The sequence below is a fragment of the Halodurantibacterium daqingense genome, assembly GCF_042666235.1.
GTDB lineage: Bacteria > Pseudomonadota > Alphaproteobacteria > Rhodobacterales > Rhodobacteraceae > Halodurantibacterium > Halodurantibacterium daqingensis.
The window spans coordinates 186,652-207,233 of the sequence record NZ_JBHTFQ010000005.1 but is presented as its reverse complement, the minus strand read 5'-3'; the positions used below and the strand labels follow the sequence as shown (position 1 = coordinate 207,233).

The window sequence follows — 20,582 nt, the reverse complement described above, 5'->3', positions numbered from 1 at the left end:
GGCAGGGCCGATTGGGCAAGATGGGCCGAGGAAACGATCGGCCCGATCTGGCTCAGCTGTTCATCATCGTGCCGGGCAACCACAGCGCAATCTCCGGGAAAAGGGTCATGATCGCGGCGGCCAGCACCAGCAACAGGAAGAAGGGCAGGGCATACCAGGCCACCTCGAAGATGTTGCGGCCGCTGATCGACTGTATCACGAACAGGTTGAAACCGACCGGCGGGGTGATCTGACTCATCTCGACCACCAGCACAAGGAATATCCCGAACCAGATCGGGTCGATGCCCGCGGCCATCACCATCGGCAGGATCACCGAGGTGGTCAGCACCACGATCGAGATCCCGTCCAGAAAGCAGCCGATCACGATGAAGAAGACAAGAAGCACCGCCAGAAGCGTGAATTGCGACAGGTCCTGCGCCCCGATCCAGGCCGCCAGCGTGCGCGGGATGCCGGTAAAGCCCATGGCGACGGTCAGAAACGACGCCCCCGCCAGGATGAAGGCGATCATGCAGCTGGTCATCGCCGCCCCGGTCAGGGAGGCGACGAAATTCGCACGGGTCATGCCGCCCGTCAGGCTGGCGATGGCCAGCGCACCGGCGACGCCGATCACCGCCGCTTCGGTCGGTGAGGCAAGCCCGGCATAGATCGAACCGATCACCCCGATGATCAGAAGGATGGTCGGCGCCAGAAGCCCAAGCGCGCGCAGCCGTTCGCGCCAGGTCGGGGCGGGCTCGGGTTCGGGCATCCGGTGACGATTGAGGCGCGACCAGATCATCACATAGCCCGAAAACAGCACCGCCAGCAGGATGCCGGGCCCGACGCCGGCAAGGAACAACCGGGCGATGCTTTGTTCGGTCGCGGCGCCGTAGACGATCAGGATCAGCGACGGCGGGATGAGGAAGCCGAACGTGCCGGCGCCCGCCAGCGTGCCGATCGCCATCGCCGGATCATATCCGCGTGCCCGCAGTTCCGGCAGCGACATCCGGCCCACGGTGGCCGTTGTCGCCGCCGAGGACCCGGAAACACAGGCGAAAAGGGCGCAGCCGAACACGTTGACGTGCAAGAGCCCGCCCGGCAGGCGCCGGGTGAAGGGTGCCATGCCGGCAAACATGTCCGAGGAAAGCCGTGATCGGAACAGGATCTCGCCCATCCAGATGAACATCGGCAAGGCGGTCAGGTCCCAGCCCGTCATCGCGCCCCAGACACGCCGGGCAAAGACGGCGCCCATCGGCGCACTCGAGGCGAGCTCCATCGCCACCATGCCCACGGCCAGCAGCGCAAAGCCCACCCACAGGCCAGACAGCAGCAGCCCGAACAGGACCACGACAAGCAGGGCGGACAAAAGCGTGATGTCCATGCTAGTGGCCCCCTTCGGTTATGTCGCGGCCCCGCTCGATATCGCGGAAGGCGGCGGTGCCGTTTCGCAAAAGCGCGATCAGCTCGTCAAGAAGGGCGATTGCAAAGATCACCAGCCCCAATGTCATCAGCCCCTGTGGTATCCAGAGCCTGATCGGCAGCATCCCGTAGGACATGGACCCACGCTGGAACGAGGTCATGGCCTGCATGCCCATCGCCCAGGTGATGAAGCCGGTCAGGCCAAGCGCGATGAGGATCACAAGCCCGGTCATGAACCGGTCGCCAGCGGGTCCGAAGGCGCGCAGGACCAGCGTCACCCGGATATGGGTTGCGCTGCGCAGCGTGGGCGCCAGCGCAAGGAATGCGGCGACACCGAACAGATAGCCCGCGATTTCGCCCAGCGACGGAACCGACAGCCCCAGCCGCGCCTGACCCAGCGCCACCAGCACCTGATCCAGCGCCCGGCCCAGGACCTGGGTGAACACGAGGGCCGCGATGGCCACCATCGCCGCGCAGGTCCCGAACAGGGCTGCGCCGTATAGATAATCGAGCGCCTTGCGCATCGCCATGATCCTTGCGCTGGTCGGGGCCGGCCGCGCCGGCCCCATGCCGCGTTACTGGTTGCGATAGGCCTCGACCACTGCGGCGCCGTCCGGTCCGGCAGTCGCTTCCCACTCGGCGGTCATGGTCGCGCCGATTTCCTGAAGCCGCGCGGCGAGGGCCTCGGACGGCTGCGAGACGATCATGCCGCCGGCCTCGAGCGCCGCGATCTTTTCGGCCGTTTCGGCACGCGACATTTCCCAGCCGCGGGTCTCTGCGGCCTCGGCTGCCGCCAGCAGCGCCGCGCGGTCGTCATCCGACAGCGCCTCGAAGGCATCGGTGTTCACAACCACGATGTTCTTCGGCAACCACGCCTGGGTGTCGATGTAATGGGTGGTGAAATCCCAGGCCTGCGCATTGGCTCCGGTCGAGGGCGAAGTGATCATCGCCTCGACACGGCCCGTTGAAAAGGCGGTGGGGATGTCGGTTTCCTCGACCTGGGTCGGCGTGGCGCCCAGCAGTTGCGCCAGACGTTCGGTGGCCACGTTGTAGGCACGGAAGCTCAGGCCCGCCATGTCGGCCGGATCGGTGATGTCACGGCGCAGGTAAAGGCTTTGCCCCGGCCATGGCACTGCATAAAGAACCGTCAGACCCTGCTGGCCCAGACGCTCGCTTACCGCATCGCGCGAGGCTTCCCAGAGCCGTTCGGCATCGTCATAGGACGAGGCGAGGAAGGGGATCGAATCCAGCGCAAAGATCGGGTCTTCGTTCGCCAGCCGCGACAACAGGAATTCCCCGATCGGGACCAGCCCGTCACGGACTGCATCGCGGATCTCGGCATGACCGAACAGCGAGTTGGCCGAATGGACGGTGATGTTCAGGTTGCCGCCCGTCGCCTCGCGCACGTCATCGGCGAACTGCAGGATGTTCTGGGTGTGGAAGATCGCATCGGCATAGGGGGTCGGCATGTCCCAGGCTTGCTGGGCAACAGCGGGGCCGGTCAGGGACAGCGCAGCGGCGAAAAGGCCGGCACGGGTCAAGTGCGACATTTTTAGTCCTCTCTGTTGGTGCGAACGGTTTGTCCGGTTCGTCTGGGTCGCGCCGTTGAGCGGCGTCAGGAGAAGCTTGACCCTACACTCACAATTTGTCAACGTTTTGTCAGCATGGCGGCGCGCTGCCGGAATATCATGACCAACGGGGAGAATTGCGATGACGCAGGTCACAGGGCGGCAACGCTGGGATTTCTGGATCGACCGGGGCGGCACCTTTACCGACGTGATCGGACGCGATCCCGAAGGCGGGCTGCATCCGCTCAAGCTGTTGTCGGAAAACCCCGAGGCCTATGAAGACAGCGCCATCGAGGGGATCCGCAGGCTTCTGTCGGTGGCGCCCGGTGCCGCGCTGCCGTCGGAGCGGATCGGCACGGTGCGCATGGGGACGACAGTGGCCACCAACGCCCTTCTGGAACGCAAGGGCGACCGGACGATCCTGTTGATTACCAAGGGCTTCCGCGATCAACTTCGCATCGCGTATCAGGCACGCCCCGATATCTTTGCCAAGGAAATCCTGCTGCCCGAGCAGCTTTATGAACGGGTGATCGAGGTTGACGAACGCCTGATGGCCGATGGCAGCGTCGAACGGCCGCTTGAGGCCGAGGCGCTCCGCCCCGCGCTTGCGGCGGCGCGCGCCGACGGCATCGGCGCAGTGGCCATCGTGCTGATGCATTCGTGGAAGAACCCGGTGCACGAGGCGGCGCTGGCCGAACTGGTGCGCGGTGCGGGGTTTGATCAGGTCTCGGTCAGTCACGAGGTTTCGCCGCTGATCAAGCTGGTCGGACGCGGTGACACGACCGTGGTCGATGCCTATCTGTCACCGATCCTGCGCCGCTATGTGCAGCGGGTTGCACGGATTCTGGGCGCCACGCCGCCCGATCAACCGGGGCCTACCCTGCAGTTCATGATGTCCTCGGGCGGGCTGACGGCGGCGGACCGGTTCCGCGGCAAGGATGCGATCCTGTCCGGGCCGGCCGGGGGCGTGGTGGGAATGGTGCGCAGCGCGGCCCAGGCCGGCTTTGACCGGGTGATCGGCTTTGACATGGGCGGAACCTCGACCGATGTGGCCCACGCGGCAGGCGAATACGAACGCGCCTTCGACACCGAGGTCGCGGGTGTGCGGATCCGTGCCCCGATGATGCGGATCCATACGGTTGCGGCGGGCGGCGGATCGATCCTGCATGCCGAACCGGGACGCTTCCGGGTCGGGCCCGATTCGGCGGGGGCCGATCCCGGCCCGGCCTGCTATCGGCGCGGTGGCCCGCTGACAGTGACCGATGCGAATGTGATGCTGGGCAAACTGAACCCCGATCTGTTCCCGGCCATCTTCGGCCCGTCGCAGGACCAGCCCCTCGACCGTGACACGGTCGCCGAAAAATTCGCCGGGATTGCGGCCGGCACCGACCGCAGCCCCGAGGAAGTGGCCGAAGGTTTTCTCAAGATCGCGGTCGAGAACATGGCCAATGCGATCAAGAAGATCAGTGTTCAGCGCGGCTATGACGTGACGCGCTATCTGCTCAACTCATTCGGCGGTGCGGGCGGGCAACACGCCTGTCTGGTTGCCGACGCGCTGGGGATGGAGAACATCCTGATCCACCCGCTGTCGGGGCTGCTGTCGGCCTATGGCATCGGGCTCGCCTCGGTCACCGCCAGCCGGCAGCAGGGGCTGATGCTGCCGCTTGATCCGGCAAACCGCAATGCCATCACGGGGCTTGAGGGTGAACTGCGCGCGGCCGTGCTGCAGGAACTGGCCGAACAGGGGCTTCACGGCGCCCTTGCCACGCAGACCAAGCTGCATCTGCGCTATTCGGGCACCGACACTTCCCTGGATGTGCCCTATGACGGCGATCTGCAGGCGGTGCGGCAGGCCTTCGAGGCCCGCTACAAGGCGCAGTTCGGCTTTGTCACCCCGGACAAGGAAGTGACTGTCGAGGCGGTCGAGGTCGAGGGCGGCGAGACGCCCCCGCCCATGCCGACGGCCGGGGGACAGGCTGAAGGGCGGGCGGCCGCAACCGACCGGCAGGTGCGCGTTTTCTCGGGCGGGGCCTGGCATCAGGCCGGGGTTTTCCTGCGCGAGGGTCTTGCCCCCGGCGACAGCATCCGCGGGCCCGCGCTGATCATCGAGCCGAACCAGACCATCGTTGTCGAACCCGGCTGGACAGCGCGCCTGACCCCGGATGACCTGATCCTGCTGCACCGCCACGAACGCGCCACCCGCGCGCGCGCCGTTGGCGCCGCCAGTGCCGACCCGGTGCTGCTGGAGGTCTTCAACAACCTGTTCATGAATATCGCCGAGCAGATGGGTGTGGCGCTGCAGAACACGGCGCAATCCGTCAACATCAAGGAACGGCTTGATTTTTCCTGCGCGGTCTTTGATGCCTCGGGCGCGCTGGTGGCCAACGCGCCGCATATGCCGGTGCATCTTGGCTCGATGGACCGATCCGTCGAGACCGTGATCCGGCTCAATGAGGGGGATGTGCATCCGGGCGATGTCTTTGCGCTGAACGCCCCTTACAATGGCGGCACCCATCTGCCGGACATTACCGTTGTCAGCCCGGTCTTTGACGATGCCGGACAGAAGGTGCTGTTCTGGGTCGCCTCGCGCGGGCACCATGCCGATGTCGGCGGCACCGCGCCCGGGTCGATGACCCCGCTTGCCACCACGGTGGACGAGGAGGGCGTGCTGATCGACAACTTCCGCCTGGTGTCGCGCGGCACCTTCCGCGAGGCGGAACTGTACCAGCTTCTGACCGATCATCCCTGGCCCTGCCGCAATCCGGCGCAGAACATCGCCGACCTTCAGGCGCAGATTGCCGCGAATGAACGCGGCGCGGCCGAGCTGCGCAAGATGGTGGCCGAATTCGGCCTCGATGTGGTGCAGGCCTATATGGGCCATGTGCAGGACAATGCCGCCGAAGAGGTTGCGCGGCTGATCGACCGGCTGGAGGATTGTGCCTACAGCTACGAAACCGACACGGGGCAGGTGATCCGTGTCCGGATCAGCTTGGATCGCGCCAACCGTCGCGCCAAGGTGGATTTCACCGGCACATCCGAGGCCACCGGCAACAACTTCAACGCGCCGGAACCGGTGACAAGGGCGGCAGTGCTCTACTGCTTCCGCGTCATGGTCGAGGCACCGATCCCGATGAATGCCGGCTGTCTGCGCCCGATCGACATCGTGATCCCCGAAGGCTCGATGCTGCGCCCCGCCTATCCGCGCGCGGTGGTGGCGGGGAATGTGGAGACCTCGCAGCATGTAACCAACGCCATCTTCGGCGCTCTGGGGGCCATCGCCAATTCGCAGGGCACGATGAACAACCTGACCTTCGGGAATGACACCTATCAGTATTATGAAACGATCTGTTCCGGCAGCCCCGCCGGGCGGATGAACGATGGCCGACTGTTCAACGGCACCTCGGGCGTGCATGTGCATATGACCAATTCGCGGCTCACCGATCCCGAGATCCTGGAAACCCGCTTCCCGGTGGTGCTTGAGAGCTTTGCGCTGCGGGAAGGATCTGGCGGGCGGGGCGCTGCCTCCGCCGGGGACGGGACGCTGCGAACCTTGCGTTTCCTCGAGCGGATGGATTGCGCGATCCTGTCGTCGCACCGCAGGCTGGCGCCGCAGGGCGTGGCAGGCGGGGGTGCAGGACAGGTAGGCCGGACCGAGGTGCGCCGCAATGACGGCCGGATCGAGGTCCTTCCCGCCTGCGCGCAGACGGTGCTCGAGCCCGGGGAAACGGTGACCGTGGTCACGCCCACCGCCGGCGGGTTTGGTCCGGCCCAAGGCTAGCGCGCCTTCTGCGCATTGCAACGCCCAAACCCGGCGCGCAACAAGCGCACCGGGTTTCTTCTGTTTGCGCAGGACTTCGCGGAACGGGATCAGCCTGCCGCCCGCGGCGCGTGGCTGCGCCGGAGTTGCAGCCGGTGTTCGCGCTGTCGGCTCTTGCCAAAGAAGAGACGTTATATAATAACGTATCAAGCTCGAGTCAGGAGAGAGGCACCATGCGTCCCAGAACATTTGCCGCTGCCGCGGCGATCGCCGTAACAGCGTTTCCCCTCGGCGCGGCGGCACAGAATGACGGCGTTCTCGATATCGTCGCGCCGTTCGAGATCAAGGGCGCAGATCCGACCACATCCGGCAGCATCTTCATCAAGATGGATGTGGCCGAAACCCTCGTGAATGCCGATGCCGACGGGGAGCTGGTCCCCGGCCTTGCCACCCATTGGGAGGTATCGGAGGACGGGCTCGTCTGGCGGTTCCACCTCCGCGACGGGGTGGTATTTCACGATGGTACGCCTTTCACCGCCGAGGCTGCCGTGCGGGCACTGAGCGTGGCGCGGGACAAGCCGGGCCTTCTGGCGCAGGCGCCCATTTCCGCGATCGAGGCCGATGCCGGCGATCTGCTGATCCGGCTGACCGAACCCTTTGCGCCGATGCCGGCGTTCCTGTCCGAATACCGGTCGCTGATCTATGCCCCCGCGGCCTATGCCGAAGATGGCAGCGTCGAAGCGGTGATCGGCACCGGCGCCTATCGCGTGACGCGAATGGAAGCGCCGCTGAAACTAACGGTCGAGGCATTCGATGCCTATTGGGATGGCGCGCCCGCGGTTGAGCGGGCGGTCTATCATTCGGTGGGACGCGCCGAGACACGGGCGCTGATGGCGGAAAGCGGAGATGCGGATTACGTATTCAACCTCGATCCCGCCTCGGTCGCGCGTCTTGGAACGGATGATCGGCTCGAGGTTCTTTCGGTCTCCGTGCCGCGTTCGCTGCTTGTGAAGGTAAATGTCGCCCATCCGTTTCTTGCCGATATCCGCGCGCGGCAGGCCTTGTCGCTTGCAATAGATCGCGACGGGCTGGCCATGGCCATCCTTCGCTATCCGGCGGGTGCGAACCAGTTGTTTCCGCCGTCGATGCGGGCCTGGCACGGGCAAGCGGTTGCGCCGCTTGACCACGATCCCGATGCGGCGCGCGCGCTTCTGGCCGAGTTGGGCTGGGCGCCGGGGCCGGATGGGGTGCTGCTGCGCGACGGTGCACGATTTGCGCTGACCCTGACGACCTATCCCGACCGTCCGGAACTGCCGCTGACCGCTGCGGTCCTGCAACAGATGTTCGCCGAGATCGGGATCGAGGTCACCATCGATTCCACGAATTCCTCCGAGATCCCGGTGCGGCATGGTGATGGCACGCTGGAACTCGCGCTTCTTGCCCGCAACTTCGCGCTGGTGCCCGATCCGCTGGGAACCCTGCTTACCGATTACGCCCCGGCAGGGGATTGGGGCGCGATGGGCTGGGAAAATGCGGAGTTCACGGCGCTGATCCGGGATCTGGCGCAGGGGGCAGGGGATCAGGCCGCGCGCGATCGCGCGATCGAGATCCTGCAAGCCGATTTGCCGGTCGTGCCCGTCGCCTGGTATCAGCAGACAGCCGCCGTCTCCCGGAAGATCACCGGTGCGATCATGGACCCGTATGAGCGGTCGATCGGCCTGCGGCACATTCGCTGGAGCGAGGCGCACTGATGGGCACCGCAATACGCGCCCTTGCATACCGCGGGGTACAAGCCCTTCTGGTGGCACTGCTGGTTGGGGTCCTTACCTTCCTGATGATGCAGTCGTTGCCGGGCGACATGGCCTTCCGCATCGCCGCGGGCCGCTATGGCTATGATCTGGTCGATGCGGCGGCGGCGGCGATGGTGCGGGAGGAGCTTGGCCTGGAGCGGCCGATGCACGAAGCCTTCATCGCGTGGTTCGGCGATATCCTGAGGCTCGATTTCGGTCGGTCCCTGACCTCGGGCGCGCCGGTCATCGACGAGATCCGCCATCAGCTGGGCGCAAGCCTGCAGCTCGCCGGCGCGGCACTGGTGCTTTCGTTCCTGATCGGACCGCCGCTGGGTGTTCTGGCGGGATTGCGCCCCGGCGGATGGTTCGACCGGGGGCTGCTTCTGATTTCGACCGCGCTGCGGTCCGTGCCGCAGTTCATGCTGGGCCTGTTCCTGATCGTGATCCTGTCAATCCATCTTGGATTGCTTCCGGCCGCGGGGCATGGGCGGGCAGTGCATTTCATCCTGCCGGCGCTGACGCTGGCCCTTGGCCTGGCAGCCGTGTCGGCCCGCATCGCCCGCGACGCGATGGCGGCCGTCGCGGCCAGCCCCTTCTATGCCTTCGGTCGCTGGAAGGGCCTGAACGAACGTCAGCTTCTGCTGCGGCACGGACTTCGCAACATCGGCGTGCCGCTGGTCACCTATATGGGGCTTCAGTTCGCGATGCTTGTCGAAGGCGTTGTGGTCGTGGAAAGCATCTTTGGCTGGCCCGGGATCGGACATGCGCTGGTCCATGCGATCTTTGGTCGGGATGTGCCGATGGTGCAGGGGACCGCGCTTCTGCTGGGGCTGGGTTTCGTGGTGCTGAACGGATGTGTCGATCTGGCGACAGGCCTCATCGATCCGCGTGGCACGGGGGCTGCATGATGCACCCTGCCGAGGCCTTCATTTTCGATGCGCAGCCCCTTCGCGCCCCTGGACAGATGCGGCGCTGGCTGGGATATGCGCTTCTTGGCGCAGTAATTGCCCTTGCCCTGCTCGCGCCATTGCTGTTTCCGGCGGATCCCTTGCGGCAGAGCCTGCGCCATGCGCTTGCCGGCCCGGATGCGGCGGCCCCGCTGGGTTATGATCATCTGGGGCGCTCGCTTCTGGCGCGGCTTGCGGCCGGATTGCGCCTGTCGCTTGCCATTGCGCTTTCGGCGGTGACCACGGCTGCGGTTCTCGGTGTCGCGCTTGGTGTTCTGGCGGCGTGGCGCGGCGGCTGGATGGATCGCGCCGCCACGCTGCTGGCGGACAGTTTCCTTGCGCTGCCGGGGTTGCTGATGGTGCTGATCGTGACGGCGGTTGTTCCCCAGACCGCGGTTGCCTTCTGGATCGGCCTGTCGCTCGTGCTCTGGATCGAGTATTTCCGGCTCAGCCGTGCGCTGGTGACCCGCCTTCTGGCCGCCCCGGCCGTGCAGGCGTCGCGCCTGCTCGGGTTCGGCCCGATCTACATCTTCCGACGCCATCTTTGGCCGGCGCTTGCGCCGATGCTGCTGACCCTTGCCGCATTCGGAACCGCCACGTCGATCATGATGATCGCGGCGCTGGGATTCGTGAGCGTCGGCATGCGGCCACCTGCGCCGGAACTGGGGCTGATGATGGTGGAACTGCTGCCCTATTACCGGGAAGCGCCGCTCGCGTTGATGCAACCGGTGGCGGCGATGTTCCTCACCGTCCTGTCGCTTAACCTGATTGCCGGAGGGCGCCGCCCATGACCATCGTTCTGCGCGCCGAGGGCGTGGCTGTTCACGGGGCGGAAGGTCGCCTGGTTGCACCGATCTCCCTGACGCTGAAGGCCGGGCGCCCCTTCACCATCCTTGGCGAAACGGGCTCGGGGAAAAGCCTCCTGCTGCAGGCGCTGACGGGAACCTTGCCGGCGGGGCTCCGGGCGACCGGCAGCGTGACGCTGGCAGGACGGACGCTTGATCCTGCCCAGCCGCATCAGTTTCGTCCCCTCTGGGGGCGCATGGTCGGGATCCTGCCGCAGGAACCCTGGCGGGCGCTTGATCCGCTCATGTCGGCCGAGGCGCAGGTTGCGGAAGGTCACGCGCTTGTGGCTGGCCTCAGTCGGGCAGAAGCCCGAGCCGCCGCACGTCGGGATCTGAGCGCGCTTGGCCTGGACGGCGCCGGCGGGCGACGGCCGGATCAGCTTTCCGGCGGCATGGCGCAGCGCGTGGCCTTTGCCGCTGCCCGTGCCGGCGGCGCGCGGATCATGATCGCCGACGAACCCTCGAAAGGGCTTGATGCCGCCCGGCGGGACGACATCATCGCCCTTCTGATGCGCGAACTGCAGGGCGATGCCGCGCTGCTGACCATCACGCATGATCTGGAGCTTGCACGGAGCATGGGCGGCGATCTGGCGGTCATGTTGCAGGGCCGGGTGATCGAACAGGGGCCTGCCGCCCGGGTTCTTGCGGCACCGCAACAGGACTATACCCGCCGACTGATCGCTGCAGACCCGGCGGCCTGGCCCCAGGGCCGGCCCCGCCTGGCGCAAGGCGATGTGGTGCTGTCGGCTCAGGGGCTGGGCATCACACGCGGCGGCCGTGAACTGTTCCGCGATCTTGATCTCGCGGTTGCCGCGGGCGAGATCCTTGGCGTCACGGGCCCCAGCGGCTGCGGAAAATCGACCTTGGGCGATGTGCTTCTGGGACTTGTCCGGCCCGATCGCGGCAGCGTCATGCGCCCGGGAGCTATCAGCGGATTACGTTACCAGAAGCTTTTTCAGGATCCGCCAAGCGCCTTCGCGCCGCGGGCAACCCTTGGACAGTCACTGGACGACCTCATCCGGCGGCATGGCCTGTCTGCGCCGCGCATTCCGGTCTTGATGGAGCGGCTGCGCCTGCGGTCTTCGCTGCTCTCCCGACACCCCGACGAGGTGTCGGGAGGCGAACTGCAGCGGGTTGCGCTTCTGCGGGTGCTGTTGCTTGACCCGGTGTTCCTGTTCGCGGATGAACCGAGTTCGCGCCTCGACCTCATCACTCAGGCCGAGGTGATGGAGCTTCTCGTGCAGGTCGCGCGTGACAGCGGCATGGCGCTGCTGGTGGTCAGCCATGATGCGGAACTGATCCGCAAGACAGCCGACCGCGTCCTGAGCCTGGAACAAGGGCAGGACGCGGCGCTGGCGGTGTCAGACCGGGGGATGAGTGGCTGACGGGGTCTTCACATCATTCTATGACGGCACAGCCCAGTCTTTCGCCTGCGTCGCCCGTGGGCTGGCTTTCGTAATCATCGGCGCCGGCATGGATCATCAGGGCGCGGCCACGGATGGCGGCATCCCCCTCATCCAGCCGGACGAAGGCGTTGAACACGTCAGCGCGCAGCACGCCGTCGCCGCCGACATACTGGTTCGGCATGTCGCCGGCATGCGGCCCGTCCTCGACCAGATATCCATGGGACGAGCCATCCGGGTTGAAATGTCCGCCTGCGGATTCATGATCGGTTTCGGGATCGCATTCACCCGTTTCATGAACATGGAAGGCAAGCCAGCTGTCGGCCGGAAGCGCTGAGACCTCAAGCCGGAACAGAACCCCCGAGGGCGTGTCGATCACCTCGGCACTGCCGATCTCGGATCCATCGGGATCGACAAAAACGGCCGTGGCGGGGCCGGGCTCCTGGGCCAGCGAGGAAAGGGGCCACAGGGCAACTGTGGCGAGCATGGCAAAAAGGGAACGGTGCATGGGGGCCTCCTGCTATGGTTCTCTTCAGCAACCCGCCTGCAGTCGGGTTGTTCCCGTCATGCGAGGCCTGCCCATTCGGCCGCTTGCATCGGCTGCCGGCCGCCGGCCATCTCGGCGATGCGGGTGAGGCTTTGCTCGGCAGCGGCGCATTGTTCGGCAAGCAGGCGGAACTCGGGCGCGTCGTTGGCCGATGCGATGATCGCCTCTCGGTAAAGCTGCACGATCCGGCGTTCGGCCTTCCAGAGGGACATTGACGAACTATCCTGCGGCACATGCCGCTGCCCCTGGCCTCGTCCTCTGCACGCGGCCGGATAGGGATCCCCGTCATACCGCAACGCTGCCCGCAATGTTGCTGCGGCGCGTCGCCGGGATGTGAGGTAGGACGCGCTCGGAAGCGGCAGACCGGCCCTCACATGGGCCTCAAGCTGAAGAACGCTGGCTTCAAGCGCGTTCAGCAGATGTGCGACGGTTGCCTTGTGGTTCATCGGATTGTGCTGCTCGTTGTTTTCGAACCAACCGCAGACAGGCATTCCTGTTCCGGCGAAAGCCCACCAATCGCGATTTTGTGGTTTGGCTGTTGCAGGGGGCTCAGAAGGGGCCGCCTGCAAGCGCGTCGCGCCGCGCCCAGGCACGTTGCAGGGCCTCTTCAAGCTGAAGCGCCGTGGTGGGCTTTTCGATGACCTCGACGGCCGGATGCGCCGGCAGGTTTGCGCGCGAATAGCCCGTCGCCATCACCACCGGAACCCCGGCCGCCAGAAGCCGTTCGGACAGGTCGAACGAGGTGCGCCCATGGCTGAGGTTCACGTCCAGCAGCGCGATATCGGGTTGCGCTGTCGCAACGGCCTGATCTGCAGCCTCGAGCGTATAGACCTGATCGACATGGTTGAAGCCGAGGTCATGAAGGGTGTCCACCGTCTCCAGCGCGATGATCGCCTCGTCCTCCAGATAAAGGAGACGAAGGCTGGAGGGGGTCCACGTCTGTGTCATAATCTACTTCCGTTGCTGCGTCCCAGGGCAGGTTGAGAACCGCCTCGAGGCCCTGGGGTTCCCAGATCATTCGTATGGTGCCGCCCATCGTTCCAGCCACCAGCGACCGGATCAGCTGCGTGCCGAAGCCTTCGCGTTCGGGATTGCTGACGGGGGGGCCGCCACTTTCCATCCAGCGCAGGATCAGCCGTTCGCCTTCGCCTTCGTCCAGCCGCGACCAGTACACATGCACGCGCCCCGTCGGGCAGGAAAAGGCGCCGTATTTCGCGGCATTGGTGGCAAGCTCGTGCACCGCCATGCCCACCGCCAGCGTGCCACGCGCGTTCAGCCGCAGCTCGGGTCCGCGCAGGATGACCCGGTCGCGGCCATAGATCTGCAAGAGTTCCGGTGTCAGGACATCGCGAATTGCCGTCGAAGCCCAGTTTTCCGCGGTCAGAAGGTTGTGCGTATGTGCGAGCGCCCGAATCCGCTGGTCCAGGGTTTCCAGCACCGCCTTCGGATCGCCGGTTTCGCGGCGTGCGCGATTGACCAGCGCAATCACGTTCGAGAGCATGTTCTTCACCCGGTGCTGCAACTCGCGCATGATCCGACGCAGATCGGCCTGCATGTCCATATGGCTGGTCATGTCGCGCACGTTCATGCCGATGGCGCGGATCTTGCCACCCTGCCGCACCGGATACCAGTCCACTTCCCAGATGCGGGTGCTGTCGGGGTCGGCCGGGGTCTGGCCGCGCAGGATCTGGCGCAAAAGTGGCTTGCCCGTGCGCAGCACCTCATCGATTGGGCCAAGGACGACCGATCCAAGCTCTGGCAGGACTTCATCGACCCGGCGATCGATGTGGTCCTCGATGCTCAGGCCATTGATCTCGGCAAAATGCGGGTTCACGCGGAGATAGCGGTAGTCGGTTCCGATCAGGGCCATGGCTGTGGGGCTGACGCGGTAAAGCTCCTCGATCTCTTCCAGCCGGGCGCGTGCTTCCGCTGTGGCCTGTTCGAGCTGACGCGCATAGCGGGCAACTGTCGTCACATCAAAAATCGAGAAGACCACGCCGCCCCCGCTCAGCCCGTCGGCACGATAGGGGGCAAAGCGCACCGTGACTTCGGCCTTGCCGTCCTGCGTCGAGAAATCCTGTTCTTCGGGCAGGCCGGTCGCGGCAACGCGCCGGCAGCTTTCCAGCAGCGCATGCATGTCCAGCCGCGACCCGATGTCCTCAAGCGCGCGTCCTCTATCCTGCTCGACAAAGCGGAAATAGGCCACTGCCTCGGGCGTGAAGTTGCGCAGCCGGAATCCGTCGTCCAGGAATACGGTCGCGATCTGCGTGCTTTCGGTGAAGTTCGCAAGATCGGCATTGGCCTCGTTCAGCTCGCGCAGCTTGTTCTGAAGCTCTTCGTTGGTGGTGGAAAGCTCCTCGTTTGCCGATTGAAGCTCTTCGTTCATCGACATCATTTCCTCGTTCGAGCTTTTCAGCTCTTCATTCGAGGTTTCCAGTTCTTCGATCGTGGTGCGGATGGTCTGGCGCGCGTCCTCAAGCTCGTCCTCGAGCTGGCTGACATAGGCTTCGTCGATGACGATACGGGCCTCGCTGCCCTCGTCGGGAACGGCATGGCTTTCGAGCGGCGTGAAGGTGACCATCCGGTTGCCGTCCTCAAGTGCCTGGGCAGAAAGCACCAGTCGCTGCGGCAGGTCGCCTCCGGAATCGGCCACTTCGATCTGCCGGAAGGTGCCAGGCCCCAGCGCCAGCCCGGTCAGAAGGCGCTTCACAGCCGGCTCCAGAACAGGAAGGATCAGCTTGCGCAGGCCCAGCGAAACCGGGCCGGTCGCCATCTTCACATAGCTCTCGGCCCCCGGCCCGATCAGCAGAACCTCGTCCTTCGGACCGATCACCAGAAAGGCGGGCGCATGACGCTCAAGCAGGGCACGGGCCACTGTGGCCGGAAAGCCAAGCAGGCCGGAGCTGGCCTCGGGGGGCGGATCATTGGCCAGGATCGGCGCGACCGGGCGGTAGCCCCGCGGCAGATCAAGCGGACGTGCGGGGCCGTTGTTGCGCTGGTAGATCCGCTGCCCCGCGGCCAGTTCGACAAAGCTGTCGCGCGGGCCCCGCGGCGTTTCACTGGGACCAAGCATCAGATATCCGCCCGGCCGCAAGGCATAGTGAAAGATCCGCGAGGCGAGATCCTGCAGCTGATGATCGAAATAGATCAGCAGGTTGCGGCACGACAGCAGATCAAGCTTCGAGAAGGGGGGATCCTTGATCAGGCTCTGGCTGGAAAACCGCACGATGTCGCGCAACCGCGAGGCAACGGTAAACCCGTCACGTGTGGGCGTGAAATAGCGTTCCAGGAAGTTCTGCGGAAGTTCCGTGGCGATCGAGCCCGGATAGGCGCCGCGTCGCGCCACATCCAGGGCCTCGTCGTCGATGTCGGTTCCGAACACGGAGACACGCGGCCTTGTGTCGGTGCGTTCCATGGCATCATCAAGAAGCATGGCAATGGAATAGGCTTCCTGTCCCGTTGCACAGCCGGGTATCCAGACTCGGACCTCCTCGCCCTGAGCCTTGCCGGCGAGGATCTGGGGGATCACCTGGGCGCGCAGGGTCTCGAATACCTGCCCGTCGCGGAAAAAGCAGGTCACGTTGATCAGAAGATCCCGGTAAAGCCGGACCGCCTCGGCCTTGTTCTGCACCAGTTCGCGCAGATAATCGGCAGGTTCCGTCATGCCCAGGACCGACATGCGCAGCGACACCCGCCTCAGCACGGTGGCCTGCTTGTAGCCCGAGAAATCGTGCCCCGTGCGATAGCGGACGTTCTTCACGACCTTCTCAAGGAACTCCGCGTCGCTTTCGATGGCGGGCGCAATGCCGCTCCGACGGTCGTGAAAATCGCGCAGCACCGTCATCATGTCGCTGACCGGCAGGATCATGTCGACCGCTTCGGTCGAGATGGCGCTGCGCGGCATGCCGTCGTAGCGCGCTTCATTGGGGTCCTGGGCAAAGACCAGGCCCCCGGCCTCCTTGATCGCGCACGCCAAGGCTGCCGTCGCTTCCCGTGCCGGAAAGCACCACTGCGGCGGCATGGACGCCATGCGCCTGAGCCAGGCTTTCAAAGAACTTGTCGATCGGGCGCCGCAGTCCGCGCGGATCCTGAAACTCGCTCAGCCGCAGCCGATTGTCCTTGATATCCAGCGCGAAGGCTGGGGGAATGAGATAGACATGGCCGGCCTCGATTGCCATTCCATCCTCGATCGACACGACCGGAAGGCGCGTGTGCTTGCGCAGGATTTCGGGCAAGAGGCTGACATGTTCCGGGTCAAGGTGCTGCACCAGGATCAGCGCGAAATTGTCGTTGCGCCGCAGCGTGCTCAGCAAGGTCTGGAACGCCTCCAGTCCACCTGCGGAAGCCCCAACGCCGAAGACGATGAGGGGGCGCGCCTCCGGGCTGGCTGACTCGGTTGGCAGGGTCATTCCTGCCTCCGTCGGGCTGGTCCTTCGCGGTTCATCGCGTTAGAGCTACAGCAATGGCCCATGAGGTCAATGCCAGAAAACAAAGGAGACCTTGTCGCATGGCCACCCTTCCCCTCGAACGTGTCCGTGGCGTCTTCGAGCGTTCGCCCGTCGCGCTGACCCTTTGTGATCTGCAGCAGGCCGACGCCCCGCTGGTGCTTGCCAACGAACGGTTCTCGAATCTCACCGGCTATGGCGCCAGCGAGATCATCGGACGCAACTGCCGTTTTCTTCAGGGGGCCGAGGACAATGAAGCCGCCCGCGCCGAGATCCGGGACGCGCTTGCCCGCTGTCACGAGGTTCAGGTCATCCTGCGCAACTACCGCAAGGATGGCACGCCCTTCGACAATCTGCTGTTTCTGAACCCGGTTGGCGGAGACGGGCGCTACATGCTGGGATCCCAGTTCGGCCTGACCGGCACACGCAGCGAGCCTCTGACCGATGCCGCCTCGCGGCACGTCCAGGGCCTGAGCGCCGATCTGCAGCGCCTTGCGGCGACCTCGGATGCGCTTCGGAACGAGCAGCGGCGGCACATGGCCGACGTTGCTGCCGGGCTTGTCACCACCTGGCTTCGCAGCCAGCGGTGACATGGGCCGCCAGCTGGGCACCGCCCCCAGGCGGCTGCACGTGATGGGTGCCAGGAGTGGCTTGGGGTCCGCCATGCGATCGCTCACCTGTCAGTCATTCTGACCAATTCCGCGGGCAGTGATTTGTTCCTCCGGCACGGCGCCAGCGGTTGCCGCGGTTCGGTTCCTCAGCCGCTCAGATCAGGGGAATTTCGGCCTCGGCACGGGTGCCGCGCGGAACCTGCACATAGCGCAGCTCGGTCTCGAGGCTCGAGGCCATCGAATTGATGATGCTCGTGCCCAATCCGGTGCCCACCGGCGCTGCCGAGGGATCAAAGCCCGCCCCGTCGTCCTCGACGCTCAGCAGCGCACGATCCGGGGCGCAGCGTGCGAACCGCACCCGGATCTCGCCGCCGCTATCGGGATCATAGGCATATTTCATCGCGTTGGTGACCAGTTCGGCCACGATCATTCCGACCGAGACCGCGCGATCGGCGGTCATGTTCAGCCCGTCCGCCGTCAGCAGAACCGGAATGTCACGCCCTTCATGCTGCATCGTCGCGTTCAGATCGTCGATCAGGGTGCCAAGATACTTGTCCATTTCGACATGGCGCACGTCTTCGGATGTGTAAAGAGCGCGGTGCATCCGGGCAATGGCGGTGATCCGGGCGTGGGTTTCTGTCAGTTCGGCCTTGGCTTCTTCGCTGCGGCTGCGCGCCGCCTGCAACCGCAACAGGCCCGACACCATTGCAAGGCTGTTGGCCACCCGGTGGTTCACCTCGGCCAGAAGCGCTTCGGCGCGTTCTTTGGCCCGGCGGATCTCGGCGTCGGCCTGTTCCTTGGCGATGCGCAACCGTTCGTTTGCAAGCGCCTGCTCGATGGCGGTGGCCAGCAGTGGCAGGAAATCGTCGCCGGTCGTCTTGGTGACATAGTCGGCGGCGCCAGCCTTCATCGCGTCGATGGCGACCTGCGCCTCGCTTGATCCGGTGACATAGATCACCGGCAGATGATGATTGCTTTCCCGCAGACGCTGCAGGATGTCCTTGCCGGTGCCATTGCGCAGGTAGTGATCCAGAACGATGGCCTGGATCGCACCGCTTTCCACATGGGCCACGATCTGATCCGGGTCCTCGGCATGCACGACCTGAAAGCCGCGCCGCCCCAGAACCTTCTGGACAAGCCGCACCAGTGTCGCGTCATCGTCGATGTAGAGGATCCGCGCCGGACCCTGATCGGTCATCATGGAACCTGCATGACGGCGAAGAACAGCCCCAGCTGCCGGATCGCATTGGCGAAGCTGTCATAATCGACCGGCTTGGTGATATAGACATTGGCGCCCAGATCATAGCAGCGCTGGATCTCGCCTTCGTCGTCGGTCGTGGTCAGAATGACCACGGGCAGGCGGCGGGTGTTCGGATTGGTCTTGACCTTTTCCAGGATGTCGATCCCGGACATGTCGGGCAGGTTGAGGTCCAGAAGGATCAGCAGATACCTGTCGGCAGAGACGACGCCGCTGCGATCCGGCCCCAGGATGTAATCCAGCGCCTCGCCGCCATTGGTGAAGGGCACGATTTCATTGTTGACACCGGCACGGCGCACGTTCTTCTCGATCAGGCGCGCATGTCCTTCATCATCCTCGATCATGACGATCGTGACTTCTTTCCCAAGCGCTTTCATCGTTGCATCTTCCTCATGATATGCGCCAGATCCACAGGCAGACGCAGAATGAATGTCGCCCCCTCGCCGAGCTTCGAGGAAACGGTGATTTCGCCGCCCAGATTTCGGGCCAGCGACCGGACATGGGCAAGGCCGATACCCTCGCCGGTCTTGTCCTGCTGGCCCGACCGGCGGAAAAGCTCGAAGATGCGTTCGTGATCTTCAAGCGCGATCCCGCGGCCGTTGTCCTCGACCTCGATCCGGACCATGCGAAGCCCTTCTGAGCGCGCGCGAATCCGTAACCGGAGCGCACGTTCTGGGTGACTGTATTTTACAGCGTTGTCAAAGAGATTCCCGAGGATCTGCTCCACGGAAAGCCGGTCGCTGACCACGGGCGGCACATCGACCGAAATCTCCACTTCGCCGCCGGATTCGGCGACCTGATGCTGCACTGTATCCGCAGTATGTTCGATCAGCTCGCGCAGGTCGAGCCGCTCGGGCCGCAACTGGCGCCGGCCATCGCGCGATATCTTGAGGATCGCGTTGATGAGCGAGTCCATCTTGCGGGTCGAGGAGCGGATGAAGTCGATCGCCTCCGGCAGGTCTTCCTCGGCCGCGGCGCGCGCATCAAGGATCTCCTGCTCGCCCAGGGGCTTGTCATCGGCCAGCACATAGGCCTGCAGTGCCTTCAGCGACGTTTCAAGTTCGCTCGTGAAGCCCATGACGTTGACCAGGGGGGCGCGCAGGTCATGGGTGACGATATAGGCGAAGCGCTGGATTTCCTGATTGGCGCGCATCAGGTCCTCCGTCCGTTCGTTCACCCGCTCCTCCAGCGAACCGGCAAGGGCCTTGACCTCGGCCTGGGCGGCGTTGATGTCGCGGATATGGCGGCTGATCAGGAAGATTGCGCCGCCCACGACAAGGATCATGGCCAGACCGCTCAGCGCCGCGAAGACGCGAAGCTGCGCGCTTGTCTTCATGTGCTGGTCGACCTCGCTCTCGATCTGCCCGTCCGAGATGTCCACATATTGCCCAAGAATCGCGCGGATACGATCCATCGGCACCTGGCCTTCGCGCGACAGGACCACATCGCGCGCGGCTTCAAGCTCGCCAGCGCGCGTCAGCGCCACAGTATGGGCCAGTTCCTCGAGCTTCAGATCAATGTTCTGTTGCAGCTCGGGCAGAAGGGCAAGGCGCACCGGACGGTCCTGCAAGCTGGCGGCAAGGTTTCCCTGCAGGGCGTCCACGCGCTGCAACGCTCTGTCATAGGGTTCGAGGAAATCGGGATCGGCCGTGATGAGATAACCCCGCTGACCGGTCTCGGCATCCTGGAGCGCCGACAGAAGATCAACCGAGCCGCGTCGGATCTGCCGTTCTTCCATGATGTTGATGAACAGCGCATTCGAGCGGTCGGCAAGCACGATCGTCGATGCAACGATGGCCAGAAGGATCGCGGCACCCAGCAGAAGCATCACGAGTGAAGACCGGACGAAGGCGGGGCTGCTCAGCGGCATGTGGACAATACCATCCTCTGGATCACACTCTTGACACGACCTGTCGCATTCCCTGTCCCGGAATGTTCCAGCAACTCCGGGCTGTTTTTATCGGCTCTGGAAGGATCTGCAATTGGATTCCGCCGCGATCCCCCGCTGGCGGACGC

General features: G+C 64.8%; 16 protein-coding genes and 1 pseudogene. 6 read left to right on the top strand and 11 right to left on the bottom strand.

Features of this window, described 5'->3' with window-relative positions:
- Positions 1 to 52: 52 nt before the first annotated feature.
- The 3 genes from ACFQXB_RS10775 to ACFQXB_RS10765 are packed head-to-tail and all read right to left on the bottom strand — an operon-like array spanning position 53 to position 2,945.
- On the bottom strand, positions 53 to 1,357 hold the full coding sequence (locus ACFQXB_RS10775; RefSeq protein ID WP_377403244.1) for a TRAP transporter large permease: 1,305 nt from the start codon (positions 1,355 to 1,357) through the stop codon (positions 53 to 55).
- Position 1,358: 1 nt separating this feature from the next.
- Positions 1,359 to 1,919 carry a TRAP transporter small permease gene (locus tag ACFQXB_RS10770; RefSeq protein ID WP_377403242.1) on the bottom strand — a complete coding sequence of 187 codons (561 nt, stop codon included), beginning with the start codon at positions 1,917 to 1,919 and terminating at the stop codon, positions 1,359 to 1,361.
- A 51-nt stretch (positions 1,920 to 1,970) separates the two neighbouring features.
- On the bottom strand, positions 1,971 to 2,945 hold the full coding sequence (locus tag ACFQXB_RS10765; protein WP_377403240.1) for a TRAP transporter substrate-binding protein: 975 nt from the start codon (positions 2,943 to 2,945) through the stop codon (positions 1,971 to 1,973).
- A gap of 160 nt (positions 2,946 to 3,105) precedes the next feature.
- Between ACFQXB_RS10765 and ACFQXB_RS10760 the strand changes: the two genes are divergently transcribed.
- From ACFQXB_RS10760 to ACFQXB_RS10740, 5 genes are all read left to right on the top strand, one after another.
- Positions 3,106 to 6,741, top strand: a complete 3,636-nt coding sequence (locus ACFQXB_RS10760) for a hydantoinase B/oxoprolinase family protein (RefSeq protein WP_377403238.1) — start codon at positions 3,106 to 3,108, stop codon at positions 6,739 to 6,741.
- Between the two features lie 212 nt (positions 6,742 to 6,953).
- Complete coding sequence (locus ACFQXB_RS10755; protein WP_377403236.1) at positions 6,954 to 8,471, top strand: ABC transporter substrate-binding protein; 1,518 nt, start codon at positions 6,954 to 6,956, stop codon at positions 8,469 to 8,471.
- The gene (locus ACFQXB_RS10750; protein ID WP_377403234.1) at positions 8,471 to 9,418 is read left to right on the top strand and encodes an ABC transporter permease; all 948 of its coding nucleotides are present in this window, start codon (positions 8,471 to 8,473) and stop codon (positions 9,416 to 9,418) included. Before ACFQXB_RS10755 ends, ACFQXB_RS10750 begins: the two co-directional genes overlap by 1 nt.
- Positions 9,415 to 10,248, top strand: coding sequence for an ABC transporter permease (locus ACFQXB_RS10745; protein WP_377403232.1), 834 nt, complete (start codon positions 9,415 to 9,417; stop codon positions 10,246 to 10,248). The genes ACFQXB_RS10750 and ACFQXB_RS10745 overlap by 4 nt, the downstream gene beginning before the upstream one ends.
- Entirely contained in the window at positions 10,245 to 11,687 is a 1,443-nt protein-coding gene (locus ACFQXB_RS10740) for an ABC transporter ATP-binding protein (RefSeq protein ID WP_377403230.1), read from the top strand. The genes ACFQXB_RS10745 and ACFQXB_RS10740 overlap by 4 nt, the downstream gene beginning before the upstream one ends.
- 13 nt (positions 11,688 to 11,700) lie before the next feature.
- Here ACFQXB_RS10740 and ACFQXB_RS10735 read toward each other — a convergent pair whose 3' ends face one another.
- The 5 genes and pseudogenes from ACFQXB_RS10735 to ACFQXB_RS10715 form a co-directional block, all read right to left on the bottom strand.
- On the bottom strand, positions 11,701 to 12,213 hold the full coding sequence (locus ACFQXB_RS10735; protein ID WP_377403228.1) for a superoxide dismutase family protein: 513 nt from the start codon (positions 12,211 to 12,213) through the stop codon (positions 11,701 to 11,703).
- Between the two features lie 56 nt (positions 12,214 to 12,269).
- Positions 12,270 to 12,464, bottom strand: a complete 195-nt coding sequence (locus tag ACFQXB_RS10730) for a hypothetical protein (RefSeq protein ID WP_377403226.1) — start codon at positions 12,462 to 12,464, stop codon at positions 12,270 to 12,272.
- Between the two features lie 337 nt (positions 12,465 to 12,801).
- Positions 12,802 to 13,200 carry a response regulator gene (locus ACFQXB_RS10725; protein ID WP_377403224.1) on the bottom strand — a complete coding sequence of 133 codons (399 nt, stop codon included), beginning with the start codon at positions 13,198 to 13,200 and terminating at the stop codon, positions 12,802 to 12,804.
- Positions 13,109 to 15,325, bottom strand: a complete 2,217-nt coding sequence (locus ACFQXB_RS10720) for an HWE histidine kinase domain-containing protein (protein ID WP_377403647.1) — start codon at positions 15,323 to 15,325, stop codon at positions 13,109 to 13,111. Before ACFQXB_RS10720 ends, ACFQXB_RS10725 begins: the two co-directional genes overlap by 92 nt.
- An 18-nt stretch (positions 15,326 to 15,343) precedes the next feature.
- Positions 15,344 to 16,661: pseudogene (locus tag ACFQXB_RS10715) on the bottom strand (chemotaxis protein CheB); the annotation flags it as partial.
- A 98-nt stretch (positions 16,662 to 16,759) separates the two neighbouring features.
- Between ACFQXB_RS10715 and ACFQXB_RS10710 the strand changes: the two are divergent.
- Entirely contained in the window at positions 16,760 to 17,287 is a 528-nt protein-coding gene (locus ACFQXB_RS10710) for a PAS domain-containing protein (protein ID WP_377403222.1), read from the top strand.
- Between the two features lie 175 nt (positions 17,288 to 17,462).
- Here the strand turns inward: ACFQXB_RS10710 and ACFQXB_RS10705 are convergent, their stop codons facing one another.
- Genes ACFQXB_RS10705 through ACFQXB_RS10695 form a run of 3 tightly spaced genes read right to left on the bottom strand, consistent with a single transcriptional unit; the run spans position 17,463 to position 20,436 of the window.
- Positions 17,463 to 18,509, bottom strand: a complete 1,047-nt coding sequence (locus ACFQXB_RS10705) for a histidine kinase dimerization/phosphoacceptor domain -containing protein (protein ID WP_377403220.1) — start codon at positions 18,507 to 18,509, stop codon at positions 17,463 to 17,465.
- Complete coding sequence (locus ACFQXB_RS10700; protein WP_377403218.1) at positions 18,506 to 18,943, bottom strand: response regulator; 438 nt, start codon at positions 18,941 to 18,943, stop codon at positions 18,506 to 18,508. Before ACFQXB_RS10700 ends, ACFQXB_RS10705 begins: the two co-directional genes overlap by 4 nt.
- Positions 18,940 to 20,436 (bottom strand): sensor histidine kinase, encoded by a 1,497-nt coding sequence (locus tag ACFQXB_RS10695; protein WP_377403216.1) that lies wholly within the window; start codon positions 20,434 to 20,436, stop codon positions 18,940 to 18,942. Before ACFQXB_RS10695 ends, ACFQXB_RS10700 begins: the two co-directional genes overlap by 4 nt.
- Between the last annotated feature and the right edge of the window lie 146 nt (positions 20,437 to 20,582).